The 25,762-nt window shown below is 63.5% G+C and carries 21 protein-coding genes and 1 tRNA gene; 11 read left to right on the top strand and 11 right to left on the bottom strand.

Annotated elements, in window-relative coordinates:
* Positions 1–33: 33 nt before the first annotated feature.
* Together JQ600_RS28970 and JQ600_RS28965 are read right to left on the bottom strand one after the other, a co-directional pair.
* Positions 34–624 (bottom strand): GNAT family N-acetyltransferase, encoded by a 591-nt coding sequence (locus JQ600_RS28970; protein ID WP_212490194.1) that lies wholly within the window; start codon positions 622–624, stop codon positions 34–36.
* 93 nt (positions 625–717) lie between these two features.
* Positions 718–1,197: a hypothetical protein gene (locus tag JQ600_RS28965; RefSeq protein ID WP_212265207.1), complete on the bottom strand. Its 480-nt coding sequence runs from the start codon at positions 1,195–1,197 to the stop codon at positions 718–720.
* Between the two features lie 201 nt (positions 1,198–1,398).
* On the opposite strand from JQ600_RS28965, the gene JQ600_RS28960 reads away from it, so the two are divergent.
* The gene (locus JQ600_RS28960; RefSeq protein WP_212490193.1) at positions 1,399–1,704 is read left to right on the top strand and encodes a hypothetical protein; all 306 of its coding nucleotides are present in this window, start codon (positions 1,399–1,401) and stop codon (positions 1,702–1,704) included.
* A 152-nt stretch (positions 1,705–1,856) separates the two neighbouring features.
* On the opposite strand, the gene JQ600_RS28955 is transcribed toward JQ600_RS28960, so the two are convergent.
* The 3 genes from JQ600_RS28955 to JQ600_RS28945 form a co-directional block, all read right to left on the bottom strand.
* Positions 1,857–3,041 (bottom strand): hypothetical protein, encoded by a 1,185-nt coding sequence (locus tag JQ600_RS28955; RefSeq protein WP_212386374.1) that lies wholly within the window; start codon positions 3,039–3,041, stop codon positions 1,857–1,859.
* 154 nt (positions 3,042–3,195) lie between these two features.
* Positions 3,196–4,230: a histone deacetylase family protein gene (locus JQ600_RS28950; protein WP_212388097.1), complete on the bottom strand. Its 1,035-nt coding sequence runs from the start codon at positions 4,228–4,230 to the stop codon at positions 3,196–3,198.
* Positions 4,231–4,397: 167 nt separating this feature from the next.
* Positions 4,398–4,784, bottom strand: coding sequence for a hypothetical protein (locus tag JQ600_RS28945; protein ID WP_212266175.1), 387 nt, complete (start codon positions 4,782–4,784; stop codon positions 4,398–4,400).
* A gap of 851 nt (positions 4,785–5,635) precedes the next feature.
* Between JQ600_RS28945 and JQ600_RS28940 the strand changes: the two genes are divergently transcribed.
* From JQ600_RS28940 to JQ600_RS28925, 4 genes are all read left to right on the top strand, one after another.
* Positions 5,636–8,578 (top strand): hypothetical protein, encoded by a 2,943-nt coding sequence (locus JQ600_RS28940; protein ID WP_312010956.1) that lies wholly within the window; start codon positions 5,636–5,638, stop codon positions 8,576–8,578.
* On the top strand, positions 8,575–10,242 hold the full coding sequence (locus JQ600_RS28935) for an SWIM zinc finger family protein (RefSeq protein ID WP_212490192.1): 1,668 nt from the start codon (positions 8,575–8,577) through the stop codon (positions 10,240–10,242). Before JQ600_RS28940 ends, JQ600_RS28935 begins: the two co-directional genes overlap by 4 nt.
* 349 nt (positions 10,243–10,591) lie before the next feature.
* Positions 10,592–12,415, top strand: coding sequence for a reverse transcriptase family protein (locus JQ600_RS28930; RefSeq protein WP_212388088.1), 1,824 nt, complete (start codon positions 10,592–10,594; stop codon positions 12,413–12,415).
* 417 nt (positions 12,416–12,832) lie between these two features.
* Positions 12,833–14,959: a DNA/RNA non-specific endonuclease gene (locus JQ600_RS28925; protein ID WP_212388085.1), complete on the top strand. Its 2,127-nt coding sequence runs from the start codon at positions 12,833–12,835 to the stop codon at positions 14,957–14,959.
* 200 nt (positions 14,960–15,159) lie between these two features.
* Here the strand turns inward: JQ600_RS28925 and JQ600_RS28920 are convergent.
* Positions 15,160–15,244, bottom strand: a tRNA-Leu gene (locus tag JQ600_RS28920).
* Positions 15,245–15,342: 98 nt separating this feature from the next.
* Positions 15,343–15,585 carry a FliM/FliN family flagellar motor switch protein gene (locus JQ600_RS28915; RefSeq protein ID WP_074276133.1) on the bottom strand — a complete coding sequence of 81 codons (243 nt, stop codon included), beginning with the start codon at positions 15,583–15,585 and terminating at the stop codon, positions 15,343–15,345.
* A 74-nt stretch (positions 15,586–15,659) separates the two neighbouring features.
* On the opposite strand from JQ600_RS28915, the gene lipB reads away from it, so the two are divergent.
* Positions 15,660–16,388 (top strand): lipoyl(octanoyl) transferase LipB, encoded by a 729-nt coding sequence (gene lipB, locus JQ600_RS28910; RefSeq protein WP_212266173.1) that lies wholly within the window; start codon positions 15,660–15,662, stop codon positions 16,386–16,388.
* A gap of 108 nt (positions 16,389–16,496) precedes the next feature.
* On the opposite strand, the gene JQ600_RS28905 is transcribed toward lipB, so the two are convergent.
* Positions 16,497–16,925 carry a 4-oxalocrotonate tautomerase family protein gene (locus JQ600_RS28905; protein ID WP_212266172.1) on the bottom strand — a complete coding sequence of 143 codons (429 nt, stop codon included), beginning with the start codon at positions 16,923–16,925 and terminating at the stop codon, positions 16,497–16,499.
* Between the two features lie 106 nt (positions 16,926–17,031).
* Here JQ600_RS28905 and JQ600_RS28900 point away from each other — a divergent pair, with 106 nt between their 5' ends.
* Entirely contained in the window at positions 17,032–17,898 is an 867-nt protein-coding gene (locus JQ600_RS28900) for a LysR family transcriptional regulator (RefSeq protein WP_212388082.1), read from the top strand.
* A 12-nt stretch (positions 17,899–17,910) separates the two neighbouring features.
* On the opposite strand, the gene JQ600_RS28895 is transcribed toward JQ600_RS28900, so the two are convergent.
* The 3 genes from JQ600_RS28895 to JQ600_RS28885 are packed head-to-tail and all read right to left on the bottom strand — an operon-like array spanning position 17,911 to position 20,613.
* Entirely contained in the window at positions 17,911–19,344 is a 1,434-nt protein-coding gene (locus JQ600_RS28895; protein WP_212388079.1) for a TIGR01777 family oxidoreductase, read from the bottom strand.
* Positions 19,341–20,021 (bottom strand): DUF4166 domain-containing protein, encoded by a 681-nt coding sequence (locus JQ600_RS28890; protein ID WP_212388076.1) that lies wholly within the window; start codon positions 20,019–20,021, stop codon positions 19,341–19,343. The genes JQ600_RS28895 and JQ600_RS28890 overlap by 4 nt, the downstream gene beginning before the upstream one ends.
* A 34-nt stretch (positions 20,022–20,055) precedes the next feature.
* A complete protein-coding gene (locus JQ600_RS28885; protein WP_212388073.1) occupies positions 20,056–20,613 on the bottom strand; it encodes a GbsR/MarR family transcriptional regulator in 558 nt (185 codons plus the stop codon).
* Between the two features lie 160 nt (positions 20,614–20,773).
* Here JQ600_RS28885 and JQ600_RS28880 point away from each other — a divergent pair, with 160 nt between their 5' ends.
* The 4 genes from JQ600_RS28880 to JQ600_RS28865 all read left to right on the top strand — a co-directional run bounded on the left by JQ600_RS28880 (position 20,774) and on the right by JQ600_RS28865 (position 25,735).
* Positions 20,774–22,297 carry a PAS domain-containing sensor histidine kinase gene (locus tag JQ600_RS28880; protein WP_212388071.1) on the top strand — a complete coding sequence of 508 codons (1,524 nt, stop codon included), beginning with the start codon at positions 20,774–20,776 and terminating at the stop codon, positions 22,295–22,297.
* A gap of 172 nt (positions 22,298–22,469) precedes the next feature.
* Positions 22,470–24,422, top strand: a complete 1,953-nt coding sequence (locus JQ600_RS28875) for a diguanylate cyclase domain-containing protein (protein WP_212388068.1) — start codon at positions 22,470–22,472, stop codon at positions 24,420–24,422.
* Between the two features lie 190 nt (positions 24,423–24,612).
* Entirely contained in the window at positions 24,613–24,837 is a 225-nt protein-coding gene (locus JQ600_RS28870) for a zinc-ribbon domain-containing protein (RefSeq protein WP_212388054.1), read from the top strand.
* Between the two features lie 76 nt (positions 24,838–24,913).
* Positions 24,914–25,735: an RMD1 family protein gene (locus JQ600_RS28865; RefSeq protein ID WP_212388052.1), complete on the top strand. Its 822-nt coding sequence runs from the start codon at positions 24,914–24,916 to the stop codon at positions 25,733–25,735.
* Positions 25,736–25,762: the final 27 nt, after the last annotated feature.

Genomic DNA, 25,762 nt, shown 5'->3' with positions numbered 1-25,762 from the left:
GCCCGACTCAGCCGAACTTCATCAAGAACTGGCTCACGGATGAACCAGCCGCATGCGCGCGCGGCCATGTTCATCGAAATTCCCGTCCGCGAGCCACGCGGCGATGGCGGCGCGGCGCGACGGCCATTCGGCGGCGATGATCGAGTGCCACGCCACGTCGCAGCGACGCCCCTTGCTGAGGGCCGAGCCACGCCATGTCCCCTCCGGCGTAAAACCGTAGCGCGCCGCCGCGTTCAGCGACGCCTGGTTTGCCGCGTTGCAGCGCCAGACCAGCCGCTGGTACTGCAATTCCTCCATCGCATATTGCATCAGGAGAAAGATCGCTTCGGTCGCGGCCCGGGTTCGCTGCAGCCGCGGCGAAAACCAGATCGCCCCGATTTCGATCGCCCCCTCGGCCGGGTAGATATCGCACAGCGATAGCCAGCCTTGAGCCACGCCGCTGCTGTTGGGCCGCACCACCCAGAACGGCTGATCCGCCCGCCCGGCCAATTCGGTGACCAGCGCCAGCAAGTCGCACTGCTGCGCGAACGGCCCGTAACGCAAATAGGCAAAGGACGCGTCGGCGCCCTGCGCGGCGTGCCAGAGTTCGTCCGCGTGTCCGACGCGAAGCGGTTCGAGGGACACCGCGCGCCCCTCAAACGGAAGCCGTTCAGGAAACGGCCAGGGCGGTGGTGGCGAGCCCGGCGCGGAGGGGGCGGCTGTCACGCCCGCCGCCCATCAATCGAACTTCATGTCGAGACATTTCGAGATGTCGGAGCCGAGGCCGGACGAGATGATGATGCAGCCGCGCACCTTGCGCGCATTGTTGTCGCTGGCCCACACCGCATAGCCGCCGGGTCCGAAGAACGAGTTGGTGTTCGGCGGTTCGGTTTCGGTGGCGTCGAACGAATAGTTCGAATCGGTCTCGAAGATGCGGGGCTTCTTGGCGCAGTTGCCATCGGCCTGCACGTTGATGACTTCCTTGTTGTCGCGCGTCAGCGCCAGCGTGACCTGGCAGCGGAAATATTCCGAGGTCTTGATGTTGAAGACATACGCGTACGATCTGCAGGTCGCGGTGTTGAGCTTGCCGGGGCTCAGGCCGCGGCTGCAGGCAATCCGCTGGTTGTTGCTGAGCTTGAATTCGTCGGCCTGGACCGCGGAGGCCAGCGTCATGAACGACAGCGCAACACCAAAACCGATCTTCACGACGAGGTTCATCCGAATCATCCCTATAAACGTTTCTGGCAATAGCGCGTGTGTAACCGGAAACCGGAACATAGTCGCGAAGTCGAAGGCGGGAAATCACAAAGTCGCAGAGAAGGCGTGATGCGGCAAAGGTACCATTGACGGAATAATGACGTTCGTGATTTGTTCAATGAGATGGGACGGAAGCCAATTTGGCCGCTGGGAGGGATGACGATGACGAGAATTTCAACCAAAACCTTTTTGATCGCGGCCGCGCTCGGCGTGCTGACGTCGTCAGCATTCGCACAGGCCGCCGCACCGACGCCTTGGGAGCTGAAGTCCGACATGGGCTATGCCTACGGCAAGGACGGCAAGACGCTTGCGTACAAGTTGGGCACCAGCAATGCCGGCACGCTGCTGAAGGGCGCCAAGAAAGTGCCGAAGGGCACGCTGTTCTTCGTCGGCGAGAACGGCCAGCTTTACATGCGGACCGGCCCCTACCTCGAAGACGACGGCAAGTTCAAGTTCGGCGCGAATTGAGGGCTCAGCCCACCTATGTCGTCCCGGCGAACGCCGGGACCCATACTCCGCGGCGCCAGTAATTCAAGGAAGGTATCTAACGCCCTGCCCGAACGATGGGACTCGGCGTATGGGTCCCGGCGTTCGCCGGGACGACGACATCGCAAGCTTTACTAAAACGCCGCCGCCAGTTCCTTCGCACCTGGCTTGCTGCTGTTGACGTCCATCCGCTCGTCGGTGATCGCAAGCAGTTTTGCCACCGTGTTGTGGCGGATCGCGACCGGGTTGCGCTCGTAACCACCGCGCTGGAAGAAATTCGAGGTCGGCACCTGCTCGCGCATCGCCTGCGGCATCGTCACCATGTCGAGACCGGTGCTGTCGCCGGTCAGGTTCATCATCTCGAGTTCGGCGGCGCTGAGCGGTCTGGTATAGCCCTTGGCGCGCGCGAACAGCACCGAGGTCAGCAGCTTGTGGGTCTGCAGCAGCGGGCCGACGTCGATGTCCAGCACCATGGCGTGGACCCCCCAGCCCTGCGGCGTGTTGGCGAGCTTTTCGTGCTCCGACCATTGCACCGGCACCGAGCGCGCGAACGCCACCATCCGCTTCAACACCGCCAGTTTGTGATCCATCGCCTTGCGCGCCGGTCCTGACAAGCCGGAGGCCTTTTCCGTCAACGCCTTGACGATGTCATGTCCCTGTTCGGCGAGCAGCGAGACGGTGTTGGTGGTGAGCAACTGGTTGTAGCCAACCGCCGTCGAGATCGCGCGCGAGCCCGGGCGCGAGGAACTCAATCCGGATTGCATGTCGTGATTGCCGTTGCCGCCGGTCTCGAACGAATAGACCCGCACGATCTGCTCGCGGGTCAGCCCGGAAGCCAATGCGACGCGGCCATAGGCGCGCTTGAACTCGACCTCGCTGGCCGGCCGCTGCGGCGTAAACTGGAAGTGCGCCGCGGCGGCTTGCAGGAAATCGGCGACCACCGGAAGCGGCTTGCGCTCGGGCCTGTCTTGCGGTTCCGGATCCACCGGCCGCTTCGGCCCGTCGTAAAGCGGCGGCTGCGTCAGCACATAATCATCGAGCGTGATGGCCTGGCGCTCGCGCCGCTTGGCGTTGCGGCCGCGCCGTTTTTCGGCAATCGCAGTCCAGTAGGGTTCGGCTTCCTGCTCGAATGCCGCGCGCGCGGCCTGATACTCTTTCAACTTGCGGCGATATTCCGCGATCGCCTGCGGCGAGGCCGCCTGCGCCATCGCATCCGCCGTTGAGGCCGGCAGCGCGTCCATGGCCAAAGCCGGCGGCCCGCCCGCGGGAAGCGCGAGCACGACAAGGCAGAAATAAAGGCGAATCAATTGCAGGCGCATGGCCCCGTTGTATCAATTGCCGGGCTCAAGTCAGTTAACAAAGTGCCTAGAGCCTTTTCCGTTCCGATTGAATCGGAACGGGGCTCTAGATTCTTGATTTGACGCGTTTTCTTGACGCGAACCGGTATCCACTTCGCTGGAAAACGCTCTGCCCTCAGCCGCCGCGGGCCGACAGGAATCCGTTGAGGAAACTGCCGAGATTGCGGCGCAGGGCGTCGACGGCATAGCCGCCTTCCTGGATAATGACGCTGGGCAGCTTTTGCGCCCCGATCCGCGCCCCTATGGCGCCGAAGCCCGCGGTGGTGACCCGCATCATTTCCGACGAATCTTCCTCGAATGCATCGAGGCCGAGCGCCACGACGCAAGCTTCCGGCTGAAACGCCCTGATAGCTGCGAGCGCGTGGTCCAGGGCTGCCAGATAGGGCTCGTCAGTGGTGCCGAGCGGCAGCGGCAGATTGAGATTCTTGCCGAACCCCTCACCCTCGCCGCGCTCGCCGGCATAGCCGACCTGCCAGGGATAGCCGGTATTGGGATCGCCATGGATCGAGACGGTCAGGACGTCGCCGCGTTCCCAGAAGATGCCCTGCGTGCCGTTGCCATGGTGCACGTCGACGTCGAGCACCGCGACGCGGGCGAACCGGCCGCGCAGATGCTGGGCCGCGAGCGCCGAGTTGTTCAGGTAGCAATAGCCGCCGGCCAGATCGGCATAGGCGTGGTGGCCGGGCGGTCGGCACAGCGCGTAGCTTTCGGACGCGCCGCTGCGCACGGCGTCAGCCGCTTCCAGCGCGCAATTCGCCGAAGAGGCGATCGCGCGCCAGCTCTGCGGGCCGATCGGCACCGAATTGCCCGAGAGGAAGAAGCCGAGCTGGCCTTCGAAACTTGTCGGCAGCGTCTTCATCTGCCGCATGGCATAGCTGTTGGCCAGCACGAACGGGCCGCGCGGCTGCGGCAAAGTCTGCCAATTGTCGTAGGCATTGGCGAGGAAATGGATATAGCGCGGGTCGTGCACGCTGAGCAGCGCGTCGCGGCCAAAGTCGCGCGGCGTGCGGATCTCGTGCGCGCCATCGCGCAACGCGGCCAGCAATTGGTTGGCCCGCTCGGGCGATTCCCGCACCGCGATTTTCACGCCGCGCGAGATGAAATGATCGGGATCGTGCAGCGCGTTGTCATCCGAATAGACAGCCAGCATCGGACAGGTAACTCCTCGCATTGTCGCGCTCCGCGCAGACTCGCGCTTCGCGCGGAGCAAGTTCTATGCCGCGCAGCGCTTCCCGCATGCATGGCATAGCGGCAAAGCTGCCGCCAACCATGCGACGCAGATCGAGAAAGTCAAAAAAAAATGCGCCGAATTTTCGTTCAGTTCGTCACGATCTTGGCGATGCAGAGCAGGATGACGAGGGCAAGGAACAGCAGGTCGATATAGGCCTTGATCTCGCCGGCGTGGCGAAGCCCGCTGACCTCGGTGACGATCTGCTTGCGCGAGGCCGCGGCGGCAGCGGCCGAGCTCGGCCCCTCGGCGGCGACCTTGGCCAGACGCCGCGCCTCGATCTCCAGCCGCTCGATGCGCTGAAAGAAATAAAACGAACGCAACGCCGAGGCGGCATGCATGGCGGCATAAACCAGCACGAGGATCGCCACCACCGCGCGCTGCGGATATTTGTCCAGGAAGTTAAGGGCGAAATAGACCAGCGCCAGGAACACGAAGTTGGAGACGAATCGATAGGCGTAGCCCAGGAAAATCATTCACGTGCCCCGGATAGATTTGGAAGTGCCGAATTACGGTCATCGGACCGGGTAGCCGGCGATGCCCTGTTGTTTTACGCGAACGGTGTAACAGCAAGGCTACTTCCGCCTGCCCCGGCGATTCCCAACGGTTTCGCCACTGTGGCACTGAGAAGAATCACGTGTTTCCACCGAATCGATTGGGTTGGGCCCAAACTGCATGATTTTGTAGTGCGCTCGGAGGGCGGGCGCATTCACTGCGATTTCAATCGCTTATGCGAACTCCCCAAGCTCCAGCGTAGCTATCAAATCAAAGCGTCTATTTCCACACTTAATATCATCTGGCTCAGCTTCTCCGTACTTTAGCAAACAATAAGGATAAGCTCCCCTTTCTGGTCGCTCCGCCATCGTGGCCTTCGCCTCTGCAATCGACGCGCGACGTGAAGCTGGATATGAATTGTCTCAGGTTCAGATCGGCGAAAATCCTTCCGACTGGAAACCGATGCCGTCGATCGGCCCCGGCAAATCGCCGATGGGCCACCGACGTCGCCATTCCACAGCTTGCAACCTGCAGCTTCGCTATATTCCGTTGCACCAACCGCCATTGACGCGGCACGCCCGGCTTGCCATGTTGGCCGCCCGCCATTCCAGAGTCGTCCATGCAAGTCGTCCGTTCCGTTCGCCTCTGGATGAAGGAGGGCCGTTCAGACAAACTCTATGAAGTCGATCTGGTCGATCTCGAACGCGACGTCGACGCACGCTATCTCGTCAATTTCAGATATGGCCGTCGCGGCACGTCGCTAAGGGATGGAACGAAGACTTCGTCTCCGGTTACCCGCTCGAACGCCGAAAAGCTGTTTGACAGCGTCGTGGTGTCCAAGATCAACGACGGTTATCGCCGCGTCGACGGTGACGCACCACCGCTGACGGTTCTCGACACAGGCGCCGCTGCCGACGGACGCGACACGGAGCTACTCAAAAAGCTCGCGATCTGTGCGCGTAGTGCGTGGCCCGACAAGGAACGCGACCGCCTGTTCTGGCGCCTCGGCGTGATCCGGCTGGCCCCCGCCTATCCTCAACTCGCCGCCATCGCAGAGAAGATCGGCGCGGCGAATGCAAGTTACAGCCTCGTGTATGCGCTGGCGCGCTGTGGCGGTGCGAACGCCGTCGATCTGCTACGCAGCTGCGCCGACGTCAATGTCAGTTTGGTGACACGCGACTACGCGGCCTATGCCCTCGCCAGCGAACTGATGGGCGCGCGGCGACCGCCGCCGCGCCTGTCGTTACCGCGAACCGCGGACACTGCGGCGACACGCGATATCGAGATGGCGCTGACGAACGGCGACGGCGCGGGGCTGCTGCAGGCCCTGCTGGCGGCGAACTCGGCACATCCGGGCTTCGGCAATCAGTTCCTCATCGCTCTTGCCCACCACGCGCTCGCCGACGGCGCGGCGCGCAAGGCGCTGCTCGCGGCGGTGCGCGCGATGAGTCCACGCCCGCCCTACGTTCAGGTGCTGCGGCGCCTGTTCAAATATGCCGATCTCACCGACGACGGTCCGCTGTTCGCCGCAACGGCGCGGCAGTTCGAGCTGGCGACACCGATGTACCGCCGCAACCGCGTCTATAACGACCGCGTCTGGGTGCCCGGTTCGCGCCAGGCGCTGAAGCTCAGCGAGGAATTGCGGAGCGAAACTCCGCGCATCGCGCTGTCTGACCAGACCCTGCTCTACTTCAAGCGGCGCGCCTGGCGCATGCTGCGCAAGCGCGCCGAGCTCGGACAGGACGCCTTCACGGCGATGGCAAGCGAACTCCTCCTTGCCTTCACCGACGCCGACGGCATCAAGCCGGCAACATGGAGCACGCACGTCCTCATCGACGGCCGCTGGCAACTTACCCCCCTTGCCAGCGAGGCACTAAGCCGGGTCTGGAGCGTCAGCCACCTGCTGCATGAAGCGGCCGAGACCAGCCGCTTCAATCCCAACGGGCTCACGCATCGCCACGTCGGCGTGCGTGCGCCGGGACAGCGCGAGGAAGCGTTCCCCGCACTATGGGATGCCCAGCCGCAGCGGCTGCTGCGCATCGCAACATTGGCGCGCAATCACGCAGCGGCGCGCTTCGCGGCCGAGGCGCTGCGGCAGGGCCCGCCACGGCCTGATACGATGGACGTGGCCGCGATCGGCGGCCTGCTGGCCTCGCCGTATCCGGAGGTCAATGCGCTCGCAGCCGCGATCGCGCGGCGGCTGATCGATGCCGGCAAGGCCGAGGCGGCGTTGATCGCCGCGCTGCTCGAGGCGACCGCGCAGGAACTCCGCGACCTGGCGATCCGCGCCATCGACGACCGCGCCGACTGGCCGTGGGCCGACCCTGCCCTTGCACGCACCGCGCTGACGAGCCCGCACGACCATGTGCAAGGCCGGACGCGCGGCTGGTTGCGCGACCGCGCGCCCTCGCGGGACCAACGCGCCCGCGCCACGGAAGCGTTCGCGGCCTGGCTCGCGCTGCTGCCGCCTGAACTTGACGACGGGCTGCGCGCCGGCCTCACTGCCGCCCTCGCGCTGCTGCCACAGCTATGGCCCGATCGCGACTGCCCGCTGCAACCGGAGGTGATCGAAAGCCTGACCGGCCATGCCAGTCCCGACGTGCAGGCGGCCAGCATCCAGCTCATCGCCGTGACTCCAACGCGGCCTGGCGACCTGCCGGTAGCGTTTTGGCAGGCAATCCTGCAGGCTGATGCACCGGAAATCCGCATTGCCTCGATGATCCTGCTGGCACGGCTCGACGACGCCGCCCTCGCACATCATCGCGACGGCATCACGCTGGCGGCCACGGGCGCCCATGCCGGGCTGCGAGCAGCTGCGCGGCCGCTGGTCTCGCGCCTCGCGGCGACCGACGACGATTTTGCCATCCGGTTGCGCGACATGCTGATGGCCGGCTTCTTCCGCGCCGAGCCGATCGAAGGCCGTGCCGCCGACATGGTCACACTGTTCGCAGATGCCCTGCCGGGGGCAGCGGCCGCCATTGACGACGGCACGCTTTGGCGACTGCTGCAGGCACGCGCGGCCGGCGCGCGCATGATGGGCGCAAAGCTGCTGGAGAGCCGCGACCCACAGCGCTTCTCGGTCCGCCAGCTTGCCCGCCTCGGCAACCATTCGTTGGCTGCCGTGCGCCGCTTCACGCTTCATGCGTTTGCAGCCGACGAGGCCCGCTTCCGTGCCGACCCGCAGAATGCCGTGCTGCTCGTCGAGAGCGAGTGGGACGATGTACGAGCGATCGCGGTGAACCGCCTCACCGCATGGCCCAGCGACGCGCTGCCGGCGGCGGCGCTGGCTGTCATGGCGGACTCGACCGTGCCGGCGGTGCAGGACGGCGCCCGCTTGCTGCTTCGGCGCAGCCTCGCCGACGGCGATGTCGCCGAGGTGCTGGGGCGCGTGCTGGAGCACCCTTCCGGCAGCTTTCATCTCTTCGTCACCGAGCTGATAACCGGCGATTCGCTGGCGGATGCGGCGATCTTCGCTAAGTTCCTCACCCAGGCCCGCATCATCCTGATGCAGATCAACCGCGGGCGCATCGCCAAGGACCGGATTTTCACGGCACTGCGTAACGAGGCGCTGGCGCACAGGGACCGCGCTGCTGATATCGCGCAGTTGCTGCACGACTTCACGCTTAGCGTGACCCTTCGCGACAAGGCGCCGGCGCTGATGATCCTGCGCGACATAGCCCATGCCTGGCCGGATATCACTCTGCCTGTCACCGTGGCCCGCGCCGGCCGCACGCCGTCGGGCGGAGGCTCGCAAAGCAACGGAAGCGCCGCATGAATTTCGCATATCGATTTCTCGGCAGCACCAGTGCCTCGTCCGACGCCGCCTCGTCGTCGTTCGCCTTCGCGCCCGATACGCTGCGCCAGCCGACCTTCTTCACCGGCAAGGTCGCGCGCCATCTCGCGTTCCGCGAGGCGATCTCGGCACTGCATCATGTCGTCGTGTCGGACCTGCGCTTCAAGCCGCGCGACCGTACCGCCTACTTCGAGTGGCTGAAGCAGAACGAGGCCAACTTCCTCGCCGAGGCTACGGCGCAGTCTGCCGCGCTCAAGCCGCGCATCGCGGAATTGCAGGACCGCATCCGTGGCCTCGACCGCGAGCGCGATCGGCTCATGAAGCCGTTCTGGGCGGCGCGGCAGGCCTATTTCAACTACCTCTACAAGCAGAACCGCGACGCCTGGATCGTGCTCGATCCGGTTATCACCGTGCATCCGGACGAGATCTTCTTCGAGTGCTTCAGCCTCGACGAATCGAGCTACGGGCGGCTGTCGTGCGACCACGACGTGTTCGAGAGCCTCGGCGAGATGGCGTTCGGCACCACCAACATCGACTACAGCCACGCTCTCTACGACGAATTCCAGAAGATCCGTTCCTATCGCGACACCACGCTCACCATCGATCCCTCCGGGTTCGAGGTGCAGACCGGCGACGACCTCGACTTCCGCGAGGAGAAGATCGACCTGCCGGACAGTTGGCTGCGCGGCTTCCTGCAGGTGTCGAGCGCCATGACCCTGCCGGCGCATGTGTTCGACCTGCATCCGGTAGACATGGCCAATATTCTCACCCGCCTCGCGCAGAAAAAGGAAAAGGCCGGTCCGCGCTCGCTGCGCTTTGTGCTGAGGCCGGACGCGCCCGTGGAGGTGGTCATCGAGCCGTGGAACGACAGGCTCACCTTCCGCCGCTCGATCTATCGCGGCAAGTCCCCCGCCGAGATCCGCATCTGGGGCCGGCGGCGGCTTGCTATCCTCGGGCGGGCGCTGCCGCTGGCGCGGTCGGTGCGGGTCCATCTGACTCAGAGCGGCCTGCCATCGTTCTTCGTGGTCGATTTCGGCGGTCTGCGCTTCACGCTCGGCTTGTCCGGCTGGACAGCGAACGACTGGTCGTCCGCCGGGCAATTCGATCTGCTCGCGCCGCGCCACAGGGTCGACAACGACACCGCCCAACGCATTTTCGCGGCGCTCGGCAAATCCCATGCGGCGACCGCCGCTCAACTGGCGCAGCAGACCGGCGTCGACCAGACGCTCGTGCATGCCGCGCTGACGGCCTACACCCAGGCCGGACGCGTCATGTTCGACCTCGACAAGTCGCTCTACCGACTGCGCGAACTGACGCGCGAGCCGTTGTCATCAGCCCAGTTGCGCTTCGCGAGCCCGCAGGAGGAGAAGGCCGACCGCCTGATCAACGCCAACCTCGTGACGATCGGCAGCATTGATCGCAACCAGGGCGTTCGCGCCATCGACGGCACGGTGCTCGACAATGCCCGTACCGATCAGGTGAGCCTCGTCATCGACGACGACGACCGTCTCGTTGAGGCGCGATGCAGCTGTCATTTCTACGGCCACAACAAGATGGCGCGCGGCCCCTGCGAGCACATGCTGGCGTTGCGCCGGATCTTCCATGCGCAAGTCGAGGGCGTTGCCCAGGATGGACACGCCACATGAGTGACATGAAGGCTGCCATCAGACCCGGCTTGAACCGGAGACGGCAATGCGCGTATCACTGTAATCGGAAGGGCGCAGGCTGGTCAGGACCTTGCAACCCGGGCGGCGTATCGCCGTCCTTGCACCATGACTATGCACGCGTCACTGGCCCGATCTTCACTGGGCCGGGGCAGTCCACCCATACGCAATCGCAGATTGGGTTCTTTGAACCCAATTGCGTATGGGTGGACGCCCCGGCGTCGAGTGGATCGATCCAGTTCTTAGATGAGACGAAGGCAACCCGGCCTGCGCCCTTTCCGATCTCCCTCAGCAAGGCTGCCGCCGTCCTCCTGACCGGAGGGCCGGCCGCGTGAACGAGACCGTTGCTCCCGGCACGCTGACGCGCCAGGAACTCTACGACCGCATCCGCCAGTCATCAAAGGACGAGGTCATCCTCGAGGAGATGATCCGCCTCGGTTTCTGGCCCGACGGCGAAGACGCGCCTGCGCCGGCCGCGGACGTGATCCGCGCCCGTGCAGAAGCGATGCGCGAACTCACCGAACTGCAGCGCCAGAACGCCACGCTCGGCGATCCCGAGCGGGCGCTGAAGGAAATGCATAAGCGCCGCAAGGCCGAGGCGATGGCGCGGCGTCAGGAGACGAAGCGTTGCAACGCCGAGGCGCGACAAGCGCGGGCGTTTGCCTGGTACGAACGCCGCAAGCGCGATGTGCTCTACCTCGGCGAGGACGTCTCGCGCGGCCTTCACAGCCGCACGACCACCATGCCGTTGCACGACGGCTTGCCGCTGCTCGCCGATGCCAAGGCGCTGGCTGACGCGATGGGCGTACCGCTGGGCGAGCTGCGCTTCCTCGCATTCAACAGAAAGGTGGCGTCGGTCAATCACTATCAGCGCTTCACGATCCCCAAGAAGAGCGGTGGCGAGCGGTTGATCTCGGCGCCGATGCCGCGCCTCAAGCGCGCGCAGTATTGGGTGCTCGACAACATCCTCGCGCGAGTGCCATTACATGATGCCGCGCACGGCTTTGCGCCACAGCGCTCGATCCTGACCAATGCGCGCAACCATGTCGGCCGCGACGTGGTGATCAATCTCGACCTCAAGGATTTCTTCCCGACCCTGACCTACCCCCGCGTCAAGGGTCTGTTCGAGGCGCTGGGCTATGCTGAAGCGGTCGCGATCCCGCTCGCGCTGTTGTGCACCGAGCCTGTTGTCGATGAAGTGACGCTCGACGGCGAGCGCCACTTCATCGCCGACGGCCCGCGGCTGCTGCCGCAGGGCGCGCCGACGAGCCCGGCGATCACCAACCTGATCTGCCGCAAGCTCGACCGGCGCCTCATGGGGCTCGCGCGCACACTCAATTTTGTCTACAGCCGCTACGCCGACGATCTGACCTTCTCCGGCTCGGGCGAAGCGGTGAAGAAGATCGGGACCTTGCTCAAGGCGGTGCACGGCATTGTCGAGACCGAAGGGTTCAAGGTCCATCCGGACAAGACGCGCGTGATGCGGCGCTCGACGCGCCAGGAGGTCACCGGCCTCACCGTCAATGAGGCCGTGACCGTGCCGCGCGACCTGCTGCGCCGTTACCGCGCCGTGCTGCAGCAGGTCGAGTGCCACGGGCCCGCGGGCAAGCACTTCGGCCCCGGCAAGGACGTGATCCGGTCGCTGCTCGGCTTCGGCCATTTCGCCATGATGGTCGATCCAGGGAGTGGCACGCCCTTGCTGCAGCGAGCGCAGCGCCTCGCCGCGCAGTACGCGCCCACCCGCTCCGAACGGCGCCCGACCCGCGCCGCATTCCGCAAGGCCGCGAGCGCCGGCCAGACACCGCCCGGCCGGCAATGGAATCCCGCAGAGCAGCTGCCGCCAGCGCCGGACCCGGTGTTGGTTGCGCTGGCGCGACAGGAAGAAAAGAAGCGGGCCGCACAAGCGCGCACCGCAACGCCCGGCCTGTCACGCCCGCCCAACGTCACCCCATCGCCGTGGGGCGCGCCGCGCGCGGCCGGCCCGCCAGCGGCTCCCACGGCGGGGCCGGCGACGCCCAAAAAGAGACAGCCGTGGTACGTCACGGCGCTGGTGATCCTGCTGGCAGTGATCGTCGCGCTCGCAATCAGGCCTGGCGGCGCCGTGGTCGCCGGCGCGATGCTGTTTCTCTACTTCTGGCGATGGTGGAAGCGTTGAACCACCGCCCGGTCCGGGCCGATCCCAATTAGAGAAAGATCAACGAACCCGGAACGCTCAAAAGGGCTGCTCTTCACATTAGGGACACCTTCGGACCGACCGTCAAAAATGCAGGAGCCTAGGCTGCGGTCGAACCGTTCGTTTTCGATCCGCGGCTACTTCAGCTATCGTTCAGCAGCATCGGCTTCGGCATCGCTACAACTGCATAGACTGGCAACGCGGAGTGCATTTCCTCTTCGCGCCAGGAGACACGATAGAATCAATCCATTTCAGCGGAAGCACCGCGGCATCCTGTCCCTCGCTCCATGAGAGAATCTTCTGGAGAATTCGATCTAAGATTGCTATATTGGGTCAGGTTACGCAGAATTGGAAGGCCCGCCCAGAGCGCGGGCTGCTGCGTAAGGGGACATGCGGGCCATGGGATCGATCCCTCCGCTATTGCTGCAGGTAATCGAATCCACTCGCGCTCGTGCGCAAGGACTCGACATGGGCGCCATAGTGGCGTCCCGCGACGCCAAGCCGCGGGATGTCGCTCCTGACAATGTGCTGCGTGAGCGCCGCAATTTCCTGGACACCCAGCAGGCCGGCGAGTTGAGCGACCGCGAACTCGAAGAAACGTTTGAGCGCATCATCAATGGCAACGAGCTGCAGGACATCAACTACCTCGAAAAGGGCGTGAGCGCGGCCCGCTCGGTCTGCCGCATTCGTCTCGAAACCTTGGGCGGAGGCTACGCGACCGGCTTCCTGATTGCCCCGCGCGTACTCATCACCAACAATCACGTCTTTCCAGATGCGCAGACCGCGCGTACCGCTGAAGCACAGTTTCGCTATGAGCGCGGCCTCGACGGACGTGAATTGACGCCTGTTCGATTCAGGCTCAAGCCGGATGACCTGTTCTTCACATCCAAGAAGCTAGACTTCAGCGTCGTGGCAGTGGAGGCGCGCGATGTTACGCACGCAACGGCGCTCGACACATTCGGCAGCCTGGCGCTGATCGATGTGACAGGCAAAGTCGCAGAAGGGGAATGGCTTACCATCGTGCAACACCCCGCAGGCCAGCTGAAGCAGGTCTGCGTGCGCGAAAACCAGCTGCTGCGCCGTACCGACGACTTCATCTGGTATTCCACAGACACTTTGTCGGGCTCTTCGGGTTCTCCGGTATTCAGCAATGACTGGCTTGTTGTCGCCCTGCACCACAGCGGAGTACCCGTGCGCCGAAACGGCGAGATCCAGACCGTGCTCGGTCGCGATTTCAACCCAAATACCGACAAGGAAGATGACATCAAATGGGTCGCCAATGAAGGTGTCCGCGTCTCCCGTATTGTGCAGACCCTGCGCGATGCGCTGCCCCATCACGAACTCATCAAGCCCATCATCGCGCCTCGGCCAGCCCCCTCAGCCGGCGGCGTCAACCTCAAGCCACAGGAGGCGGCCATGAGCCGTAGCGTTACGGTGCATCTTGAGATCAACGATGCAGGCGAGGTACGGCTTGGCGGCAGCGGCGTGGAAGCGTTCGGCGCGGAAGCAAGCAAGCCAAAGGGTACGCGCGACGAGCGTGGCAACGTGATCGACGCGCCGGCTGACCGGACATTCACGGGAAAGCACCTCAAGGGCTACGACCCCAAGCTGGGCAACTTCAAGGTTTTCCTGCCAAGGCTCGACGGTTCTATTGCTGGAAATGCCGCCCCGCTCCTGGAGAACAAGTCCCAGATCGAACTCAAATACGAGCACTTTAGCGTTGTCATGAACATGAAGCGCCGGCTTGCGTTTTTCTCCGCGGCCACCTTGTCCGCAGCCGGCCGCTTCAAACTCACGGGACGTACCGACGATTGGCTGGTCGATCCAAGGATCGACCGCGAGCACCAGATCGACAACACCTACTATCGCCGCAACAAGCTGGATCGCGGTCACCTCACCCGCCGCGAGGATTTGGAATACGGCGACAAGGTGAAAGAAGCGGTACGCTCCGCCAACGGCACCTGCGTGTTCACCAATTGCGTGCCGCAGCGCGACATCTTCAACCAAGGTAAGGCAACGAACATCGGAGAAGATTCAAGGCTGTGGGCAGGCCTCGAAGACTACATTCTGGAACATGTGAATCCGGACGATGATCTGTCGCTTAAGGTATTCACCGGCCCGATCTTTTCGGACTCCGATCCGAAATATCGCGGCCACAGAATCCCGCTCGAATTCTGGAAAATTGCCGCAGGCATCGCTCCCGATGGCCAGCTTTTCGCCACCGCTTATCTGCTGTCGCAGGAAAATCTGATCGACGTCACCGACCTCGATGAGGCGGTGCGGGAATTGCCGCTCGGCGCCTACATGACCTATCAGCGCCGCGTTACAGAAATCGAGGATGCGACCGGCCTTCGGTTCTTCTTTGCCGACGCGAACGGCGCCAAAGAACGTCCGCTTTCGAACGCGGATCCGCTGGCTGGCCCCGCCGGGCGAAGGCCAAGACGGCGGCCCACGCGCACCGATGAAGCCTTCGAATCCGCTGGCGGCGGCGCGATCGAAAACTTCGACCAGATCGTCCTTCCCTAGCAGGGGGCGCTGTCGCCAATCGTTTCGCCATGCGGCGCGGCGCCGGTGCGCACCAAGGAACTGGGTCGAATCACTCCTCTCCTGCCGGGACCACCATTCCACGTTGGCGCTTTACTACCGCGAGCATGTAGGAGTCAGGTATCGGGTGGGAACTCGGATCTTGAAAAAAAGCCCTGACTTTAATCAGTTAGGCATGGGCGTGGTGCGCTCGGAGGGACTCGAACCCCCACGATTTTACTCACTGCCACCTCAAGGCAGCGCGTCTACCAATTCCGCCACGAGCGCTTGGGATACCGGCTGGAAGGATTTAAGGCCTGCCGGATCAACGGCGCCGATGTAACAAATCAGAGATGGAGGGACAAGGCGGTTTTGCGACCGATTAACTACCTAACACCCGGTAATTTCGGCAGCATTTGCTTGACTTCGACCGCGATCCGGTTGCGATCGACCAGGACCACGCCGGAAGCCACCGGAAGGTTGTTGGCGAGGATCTTGACCTCGTCCGCCTCGGTGGCGTCCAGTTCGATGATGGCGCCGCGGGAAAGCCGCATCACCTGGTGGATGGGCATCGTGGTGGTGCCGAGCACCACCATGAGATCGACGCTGACTTTATCGAGGGTGGCCACTACGAAACCGCCAAACTTGGACTAGATCTTGGACTAAATTGGGTGGTTTCACCTGACCACGTTATGGTTAGCCAATGGTTAATGACCGCCAAAGCCTTGATTTGACGACCTTCGCGCAAGCCCCTGATGGCAGCGATGTCGAATGGCGGATTGCGGCCAAAGCGGTGCCCTACCCCGACGCCGTGGCCGAGATGGAAGCCCGGGCGGCCGCGATCGCGGCCGGGCAAGCGCCCGAGCTGGTGTGGCTGTTGGAACATCCGCCGCTCTACACGTCCGGAACCAGCGGCAAGGCCGGCGATCTCCTGGACCCGCGCTTTCCAATGTATGAGACCGGGCGCGGCGGCCAGCTCACCTATCACGGCCCCGGCCAGCGGGTGGCCTATGTGATGCTCGATTTGAAGCGGCGGCGGCCGGACGTGCGGGCCTATGTCGCCGGCCTGGAGGAATGGATCATCCGCACGCTGGCCGCCTTCAACGTGCGCGGCGAACGCCGAGAGGACCGCGTCGGGGTCTGGGTCAACAGGCCGGACAAGGGACCCGGCCATGAGGACAAGATCGCGGCGATCGGCGTGCGGCTGCGGCGCTGGGTCTCGTTCCATGGCATCGCCATCAATGTCGAGCCGGAGCTGTCGCATTTTTCCGCGATCATCCCCTGCGGCGTCGCCGATGCCAGATACGGCGTCACCTCGCTGGTCGATCTCGGACTGCCCGTGACCATGGAAGACGTCGATGTCGCGCTCCGGCAGGCCTTTGAGGACGTGTTCGGCGCGACCAAGGCCCGCCTGCCGGAAACGACTGTCTAAGACGGTTTTATTTTTGACGCGTTTTCTACCGCAGATAAGTCTACGCAATCTGCGTAAACTTGATTGCTATGCGAACCGGTACCCACTTCGCTCGAAAACGCTATGGGTTCACGCCGCCTCCTGCTGTGGCGGCACCTCGAGCTTGCCGGCGATGTAGCGCCGCTCCTGCGTCAACCCGCCAAAGCCGTAAGCATCGCCCTTGACCTCGTCGACATGCGCGTAGCTCTCGTGGTGCAGCGGCCCGAGCAGTTCGCCCATGCGCTGGAACACCGCGGCGAGATAGGCGGCCTTCTCGTCCTTGGTGTTGGTGCCCTCGCTGACATGGACGTCGAGCCAGAAGCTGGCGAGGCTCTGTTCGGCCAGCGACTTTCCGCCGGCGAACCAGTCCGCGGCGTCGACCGCGCGGACGATCACCGCTGTGACCCTGGGATCCTTGCGCAGGATTCGCGCAGTGAGATCACTGACGGCGGTGGCGATTTCGGCCTTCAATGAAGGCGCCTTGCGGAAGCTCGAATAGGTGACGGTGATGAGCGGCATGATGGTTCTCCCTGGTGTGCGTTTGCGTCCCCATACCTAGACTTATCAGCATCATTTTGGTATCTTATCTCTATTCATAACAATGATAACCATTAGTGATGATGCCATGGGCACGCTGGATATCGACACCGTTCAGGCCTTCCTGCTGGTCGCCGAGCTGCAGAGTTTTACCCGCGCCGCCGAGGCGCTCGGCACCACGCAGGCCGCGGTCAGCCTGAAGCTGCAGCGGCTGGAAAGCGTGCTCGGCAAGCGGCTGGTCGAGCGCTCGCCGCGCGCGGTGACGCTCACCGCCGATGGCACGGCGTTCCTGCACCATGCCCGCGTCCTGATGGAGGCGCATGACCGCGCGCTGTCGGGCGAAAAGCCGGCGCGGCAGCAATTGTCGCTCGGCATCAGCGATCACGCCGCCGGTGCGGAACTGGTGCCGCTGCTGGAGCGGCTGCATGCGATGTCCTCGCAGATGTCGCTCGCGGTGACGATCGGTTTTTCGCGGGCGATGCTCGATGCTTACGATGCCGGCGAACTCGACGCCGTGGTGGTGCGGCAGGAAGGCAGCCGCCGCGGCGGTGAGCAACTGACCGAAGACGAGTTCGGCTGGTTCGCGGCGCCCCGCTTCGTCTGGCCGCGCGGTGATGCCCTGCAGCTGGCGACGCTGGCACCACCCTGCGGCGTCCGCGCGATCGCCGTCCGCGCGCTCGACAAGGCCGGCATCCCCTGGATCGAGGCGTTTGTCGGAGGCGGCGTCACGGCGGTGGTCGCAGCGGCCCAGGCTGGGCTTGCGGTCGCGCCGCTGGCCCGGAGAATCGCGCCGGCGGGGCTGGTCGATATCGGTTTGGTGCAGAAGCTGCCAAGGCTTGGAACGTCAAAGGTAATGTTACACTCGAAGGTCAGTGATCCCGTCAAACTCACCGCGCTGCGGACGCTGGCGGCGACGTTTCGCAGTGTGGTTACGGTTTCCCGCGCAAGCACCTGAGTATCCCCGCATTTACAAGATCGCCTCGAACGCGCTGCGCAGCGTTTCGTGGCGGAACTTGAATCCGTTGCTGAGCGCCTTGTTGGGCAACACCCGCTGCCCTCCGAGCAGAAGCTCATTGGCAAAATCGCCGCCGACCCGGCGCAGCAATGCATCCGGAACCCGGAACACGGCCGGACGATGCAGCCGCCGGCTGAGTTCTTCGGTGAACTTCAGATTGGTGACCGGGATCGGCGCTGTCGCGTTGATCGGCCCTGAGATGCCGGGGCTGGCGATCACATGGGCGATCAGGCGCACGAGATCGTCGCGCTCGATCCAGGACATCCATTGCTTGCCTGACCCGAGCGGCCCGCCGAGGCCGAACTCGAACGGCGTCAGCATCCGCGTGATGAACCCGCCGTCGGTGCCGATCACGAGGCCGATCCGTAAGTGGACGACCCGCACACCATAGTCAGCCGCCGGGCGCGCCGCGTTTTCCCAAGCGTCGCACAATTCGTGGCTGAAGCAGGCGTGGGATTTGGCGGACTCGGTCAGCACCTGATCCTGCCACAGCCCGTACCAGCCGATCGCGGAGCCGGACACCAGCACCGTTGGCTTGCGCTCGAGACGGCCAATCAAATCAACGACATCGCCGGTCATCTGAATCCGGGATTCGAGGATCTTGCGGCGCTTTGTCTCCGTCCACAGCCCGTTGCCGATCGGCTCTCCGGCGAGATTCACGATGGTGTCGATTCTGGCATCCGCTGGAATCTGGTCGAGGCTGGTGATCAGGGTGATCGGCGGCGGCAGTTCCGCTTTCGCCGGGTTACGGACCAGCGCAATCACCTGATGGCCCGACGCAGTCAGGCTCGCAACCAGGCGGCTGCCGATGAAGCCGGTGGCGCCGGTGACGAGCACGGTCTGGCTATCAGGCAATTTCTCGACGAGGCCAGCCGCAGGCGCGCTGGTCATCCGCCCGAGACGCCGGGCCGCGGTAAAATCCCGCAATCCGCACAACGCCGCGCCGACGGCAGCCGCCGCCGCTGTCATGCTGAGCCATCCCGTGTAGGCCGATTTGACCCCGGTCGGCTGCATTGCCCAGTCGATCAGGACCGGCAGCAGCAACACCAGGATGGCGCCGTAATTGATCGCCAGCAGCGTGTGGTTGATGCGCTCGCTCGCCGGCAGTTTCCGGCTCATGTCCTCCTCGACGAAATCCAGCAGCGTGATGACGACTTCCGCAACCAGCACCGCGATGATGGCCATCGCGAAAATGCCGTACACTTCCAGCCAGCCGAGCACCAGGAACAGGAACGCGTACATCATGTTGCGCACGCCGTGGAGCTGCAGCTCGTAGCGCTGCGACGGGCGCCAGGCCAGCCGCTCGGTCAGCTCATGGTGATAGAACGTGTCGAACACGCCCATCACGATCTGAATGGCGATCAGGGTCCATAGCAACGATGTCATGACGCGGCCTCCCGGAACACGGCGGACTGACGAATGAGCCTGCCAAAGCGCGGATGAACGATATCGAGCGTGAAGCGGAACGTGCCGCCGCCGAGATCGGAATGGGTTACGGTGAGATCGCCCGGCGTCAGCCAATCCGGCAACGCCAGCCGCAGCGGCCCGACATGGAACGAGTAACCGACACTGCGAAACACCAGCGCTTCGTGCTCGACGAAGATCCGCAGCGCCATGCTGATGCCGTGGCCGACATATTCCTCGAGCCCGGTCGGCCCGGCGAAGCGTTTGGAGGAGTGAATGACTTGCGGAAATCCGTGTGAGCGGGCGCAGATGCGGGTCCAGATCTGGCCGCCGCTCGCTGCGTCCTCCGTCACCGTCACCACCATCGGGACGCCGGTCTCGGCCCCGGTCGGCAGCGGCCCGCCGACCAGCCGCGCCAACTGCGCGAGCCACCAGCCAATCCTGTTGAAATAGGCCTCCTCGACCTCGCCGACATAGACGACGGTTGCACCATCAACGTGGCGCTTGGAGAAGCGCCGCCAGATCGCCAGCGGCAATCGCCCCCAATCGGCATCGGACAGCAGCGAATGGAACCTGTTATCGTCGAGCAGAATGTCGCTGGAAGGCTTGTGATGCGGATGGGACGCTGGAAGTCTTGAGATCCTGATTGCTGACGCCATCGAACGCTCCTGCTACTCTCCCGCCACTCGCTGCCTATTTGGTTTTTCCCATCGGCAGGAAGCTGACGATCTTCTCGCCAAGCTTGATCAGGGCGACCAATCTCGGCCGCGGCACTTTCAGCATCTGCATGTACCAGCGGTCGACCAGCTCGGTGAATTCCAGCATCTCCCTCAGCCGCTTGCTCGCGACCGCGCTGATGGTCGGATCATCGGCGGCATCGGAAACGCAGGCGCGCAGCGCATCGACCGCAGGGTCGATCTCGCGCTCCTTGCGGCGGGACGCGATCCGCGCCGCCACTTCCCAGATATCGGTCTCCGCCTCGTAATGATCGCGGCGGTCGCCCATGATCGGCACCCGGCGGATCAGGTTCCAGGACAGCAGCTCCTTGATGGAGTTGGAGACGTTGGACCTGGCCATGCCGAGCGTCTCGGCGATATCCTCGGCCGTCATCGGCGCCTCGGCGAGGTACAGCAGGCCGTGGATCTGGCTGACCGAGCGGTTGACGCCCCACTCGTCCCCCATGTCACCCCAGTGCAGGATGAACCGCTCGACGGCGGCCGGGAGTTTCTTCTTTTCGGTTATTTCTGTCATTACAGAAACATCGGACATTTCTGGATCGACGTCAAGCCCCTTCGCCAAAGCGAGCCGCGCCCTGCCCGATCGCGCCCCGGCTAAAATGTGCCTAAAACTTGTCCATTGCCGGAACCATCCGGCATCCCGCGCGTTTCGGCCCACTAGGTTAGGGATTCAAATGCCTGAAAAAGACCAACGACAGCAGCGGGATCTGTTCGAAAGCGAACGCAGTTTCCGGCTTCTGGTCGAGGGGGTCGCCGACTACGCGCTGTACATGCTCGACCCTACCGGCATCGTCACCAGCTGGAACATCGGCGCTCAACGCATCAAGGGTTATGCACCCGAGGAAATCCTGGGCCGGCACTTCTCCGCTTTTTACACCGATGCCGATCGCGCCAATGGCAAGCCGACGCGCGCGTTGCGCATCGCGCGCGAAACCGGCCGCTATGAGGAGGACGGCTGGCGCGTCCGCAAGGACGGCACCTTCTTTTGGGCCAGCGTTGTCATCGACCCGATCTACGAGGACGGCAGGCTGGTCGGCTTTGCCAAGATTACCCGCGACATCTCCGAACGCCGCGAGGCCCAGCTCAAGCTCGATCAGATGCAAGCGCAGTTGGCGGAATCCCAGAAGCTGGACGCGCTCGGCCAACTGACCGGCGGCGTGGCGCACGATTTCAACAATCTCCTGATGATCGTCAGCGGCAGCCTGCATACGCTCCGGAAGGGAGTCTCCGACGATCCCAAGATGCAGCGCGCGCTAGCCGCTATCGACGGGGCGACAAAGCGCGGCGCCGCACTGACGAGCCAGCTGCTGACATTCGCCAGGCGACAAAGCGTCAATCCGCAAACGGTCGATGTCACCGAAAGAATCAAGGCGGTGCGCGATGTTCTCCACACCGGCGTCGGCGGCACGGTGACACTGCAATTCGACCTCGACCGCAGCGTCTGGCCGGTCATGGTCGATATCGCCGAACTCGAGACCGCGCTGGTCAATCTTGTGATCAACGCGCGCGACGCCATGTCCGACGGAGGCATCATCAAGGTTGCTGCCGATAACACCAGGCTGAGCGAGGAAGCCCATAGCGGCGACTATGTCGCCATCTCCGTGACGGATACCGGCACCGGCATCGCGCCTGACGTGCTGAGCAAGATATTCGATCCCTTTTTTACGACCAAACCGATCGGCAAGGGCACCGGATTGGGTCTCTCGCAGGTGCACGGTTTCGTCCATCAGGCCGGCGGAACGGTCAGGGTTGCCAGCGAACTCGGCAAGGGTACCAAGATCACGATCCTGCTGCCGCGACAGCATGGCGGCCTGGCGGTTGACGATGTCAGCGTTGCCGAATCCAGTGGAAGCGGCACCGTGCTGCTGGTCGACGACAATCCGGAAGTCGCCGCTGTCAGCACCAGCCTGCTCGAACAACTCGGCTACACCGTCCGCAGGGTAGAGAATGCCGAGGCCGCCCTGCGCGAGATCGAGCGCGACGGGATCGACCTCGTATTCACCGACATCGTGATGCCGGGCAAAATGGACGGCCTCGGCCTGGCGCGCCGCCTCAAGGCGATGCGGCCCCAGCTGCCCATTCTGCTCGCGACCGGCTATAGCGATGCCGCCTTGAACGTGCGCGGCGATTTTCCCATTCTCCGCAAGCCCTACGAAATCCATCAGTTGAGCCAGGCAATCGCAAAATTGCCGCGGTGACTGGCGGGACGCGCCGTCCGGGTTCCACCGGGATCCCGGCCGAAATGCCGGCTTCTCCGTTGTTCTCCTGACCTATTCATTAACCGCATCGCCACCTATTGGCCGATAGATTCCGGCCACGCATTCAGCTTGCCGATCAGAATGATTTGGCGCTCCCCCATCAAGGCGGAAGATGCCCGATCGACACCTCGCAAACCAAAGCGGCCTCCTGCGGCGGATCACCCCGGGGATGGTCGTGGTCTTCTTTGCGCTGGTCATGACGGCCTGCATTCTGGGCGTCGTGGTCTGGAAGGCGCTCGAGGCCAAGTCGGCCGCGCTGTCGCGCGGCTCCACCGACATCAAGAACCTCGCCCATTCCCTCGCCGAACACGCCGCACACACTATTCAGGCGGCCGACATCGCGATGGGTGGCATGGTCGACCTGCTCATGTATCAAAGCCCCCTGCCGGAGCGGTTCAACAAATACATGGCCGACACCGTGGCCGCGCTGCCGCAAATACGCGAAATCGGCGTCCTCGATACCAACGGCAATTGGCGCTACTCATCCCTGCCAGAGACTCCGCGCTACAACAATGGCGACCGGCCGTACTTCGCCTACCATCGCGACACCGCCGGCAAGGCGCTTCGTATCAGCGAAATGTTTCAATCCCGCCTTACCGGGCGACCGACCATCCTGCTCTCAAAGCGTGTCACCAAGCAGGACGGCAGCTTTGGCGGCGTGCTGACAGCCGCGATCGATAGCGATTACTTCAGCGGCTTCTACAGCGCATTCCAGCTCGGCCCCGACGGCGGAATCAGCCTGCTGCGCAATGACGGCGCCGTCCTGTCCCGCTGGCCGCTTTCGAACAGGAGTGCCGACCTTTCCAAAACGGACTTGTTTACGAAACACCTCAAGTTGAGCTCGGTCGGGTATTACAAGATCACCTCGCCGTTCGATGGCGTCGTCAAATATTTCGGATACGAGGGAACGCCGCAATATCCGCTGATCATCACGGTGGCGATGTCCGAGGACTGGCTGCTCTCAGCCTGGTCGACGGCATTGCGCACCGACGCGCTGGTGGCAACGGTCCTCCTCTGCATGATCGTCCTGCTCGCGGCATTGCTTTCGGCGCAGTTCAATTTTCGGATCAAAACCGAACGCGCGCTGCGGCAGAGCGAGTCGCATTATCGCCTGCTCGCGGACAATATCGCCGACGTCGTTATCCTGCTCAATGGCCGCGGCACGCTTCGTTATGTGTCCCACTCTGTCGAACAGATGCTGGGCGTTCGCCCGCAGGACCTCGTCGGCAAATCCTGCTTCGACATGGTTCACCCCGAGGATAAGCAAGGCCTGATGGCCGCGAGCGCGCGGCTGAACGGGTCGGGCGCCATCAGCACAGCCGAGTTCCGGACCTACCGTGCCGACGGATCGATCGTGTGGGTCGAAAGCAACTTCAAGCAGGCATCGGAACGCGACAATCCCGCCGAGGCCGAGTTTGTCGGCGTGCTGCGCGATATCACGGAACGCAAGCGGATGGAGGATGAGCTGAACCTGCTCAACCGCCGCCTGACCCAGCTCGCGGCCACCGACGGTCTGACCGGATTGACCAACCGCCGCACCTTCGATGGTTTTCTGGCGCGTCAGTACGAAGCCTGCGAAGAGATCTCGGTGCTGCTGTTCGATATCGACAACTTCAAGGGTTACAACGACACCTACGGACACCAGGCCGGCGATCGCTGCCTGCAGGCCGTCGCCCGGGCCATCGGCGATGCGACCTCGAATACATCGGGCCTCTCCGCGCGCTATGGCGGCGAGGAATTCGCCGTCGTGCTGCCGAACATTTCCGAAGACGATGCATTGAAGGTCGCCGAATCGATCCGGCTGACCGTGCGCGCCCTCGGCCTTCCCAACACCGCCGCCAACCGTGGCTTCGTCACCATCAGCGCCGGCATTGCCACCAGGACACGCGCGACGCCTGGTGAAGCAGCGTTGGTCGGAGAAGCCGACGCCGCGCTTTATGAAGCCAAGCGGCTCGGCCGCAATCGCAGCTTCGTCTATTCATCGCCGGTCCTGCGCTATGTCGAGGCCGGGTCGATCCAGCACGATCCGGAACTGGCGCCCGTCGAACGGAAGCTGGCGCATTAACGCGCGTGATTGCGGATCAAGGTCTTCGACGAGACCGTCCACATATTAGTTCTGCATATCAGCCCCGCTGCCATAGCGACCGGATTTAGCGCGTGCGCACAAATTATATGCGGCGCGCGTCAGCCTGGACCCTTCTGGTGCCACATTGATCCAGAACAATCGTTCTGCTGAAACACCATAGGTTCCGCCAATGAAAATATCAGATTTCACCTGCCCATCCTGCACATCGGCTTACGAGGTCGCTGAATCAAGTTTACCGATTGGACGGCCGGGTCGGGTTGAATGCGCGACCTGCGGCCAGCTTCTCGATATGTGGCAGGATCCCAAGCTGAGAGCCTATCGGCTGGTGATGTCGTCGGAACACAAGTACCGGCACATCGATGCGCCGCCCTCTCAGATTCGCGCGACCGCATAGACTGATATCGCATCGCGCCTGTCATCGAACGCGCGTAATCTCCGCCGGCCAGCATCGGCCATGAGGAGACGGCGAGATGACCAAACCCGAATTCATTTCCGCTGAAATCGGGACGCGGGTCACGGCGCACGCGCTGCATGTTGGCGACCGCATCAATACGATCGGCTTCGAAACGGAAGCGCTCTCGGCGATCCCGCTTGCGATCAGGGTTGACACGAGCGGCGTCGCGGTTCTGTTCCGCTACGGTGTGGCGGTGCTGATCGGCCTTGCGTCGGAAGAACAAAGCCGCTTCCTGGAAACACTGAAACCCCGAATCGACGGCAAACTGGCGCGCCGTGAAGAGGAAGCCGCCATTCTCGCCTTCGCCGGTGAGGGTGAGACCGAGGATCAGGTCCTGTCCGGCGGCCCTATACAGTTGCGCGACATGTCGCCGGCAAGGCTTCTTGTCGTGGCCGACGTGCTGGCCAAGAGCGTCGTGCTGGCGCACGACGAACGCGAAGTGGCGAAGGTCTTCGAGATCATCGAACCGTTTGCCAAGGAGCTGGCAGATCACGGACGAACCCGCCGTGATCGAAAAGGGGTCATGCAGCTGATCGGAAGCGCCCTTCTGGTCCAGCACAGGGTATCCGGCCGCGTTGCGATCGCAGAAAAGCCGGATGCGCTGTGGGATCGTCCCGACCTCGAGCGGCTTTACGCCCGGCTTGAAGACGAATACGAGCTCAAGGAGCGCCTCGATGCCCTCAACCGGAAGCTTGCTGTGGTCGCGGAGACGGCCAACACCCTTGCCGATATCATCGACACGCGCCGAACCCTGCGCCTCGAACTCATCATCGTCGGGCTGATTGCGTTCGAAGTCATCATCACGCTGTATCAACTTTACACCGGCAAGGGTCACTGAAGCCGGGCTTGGCCGGACTCCCCCTCG

Source organism: Bradyrhizobium sp. AUGA SZCCT0176 (genome assembly GCF_018130145.1).
Taxonomy (GTDB): domain Bacteria; phylum Pseudomonadota; class Alphaproteobacteria; order Rhizobiales; family Xanthobacteraceae; genus Bradyrhizobium.
This window is presented reverse-complemented; position numbering and strand designations above follow the sequence as displayed.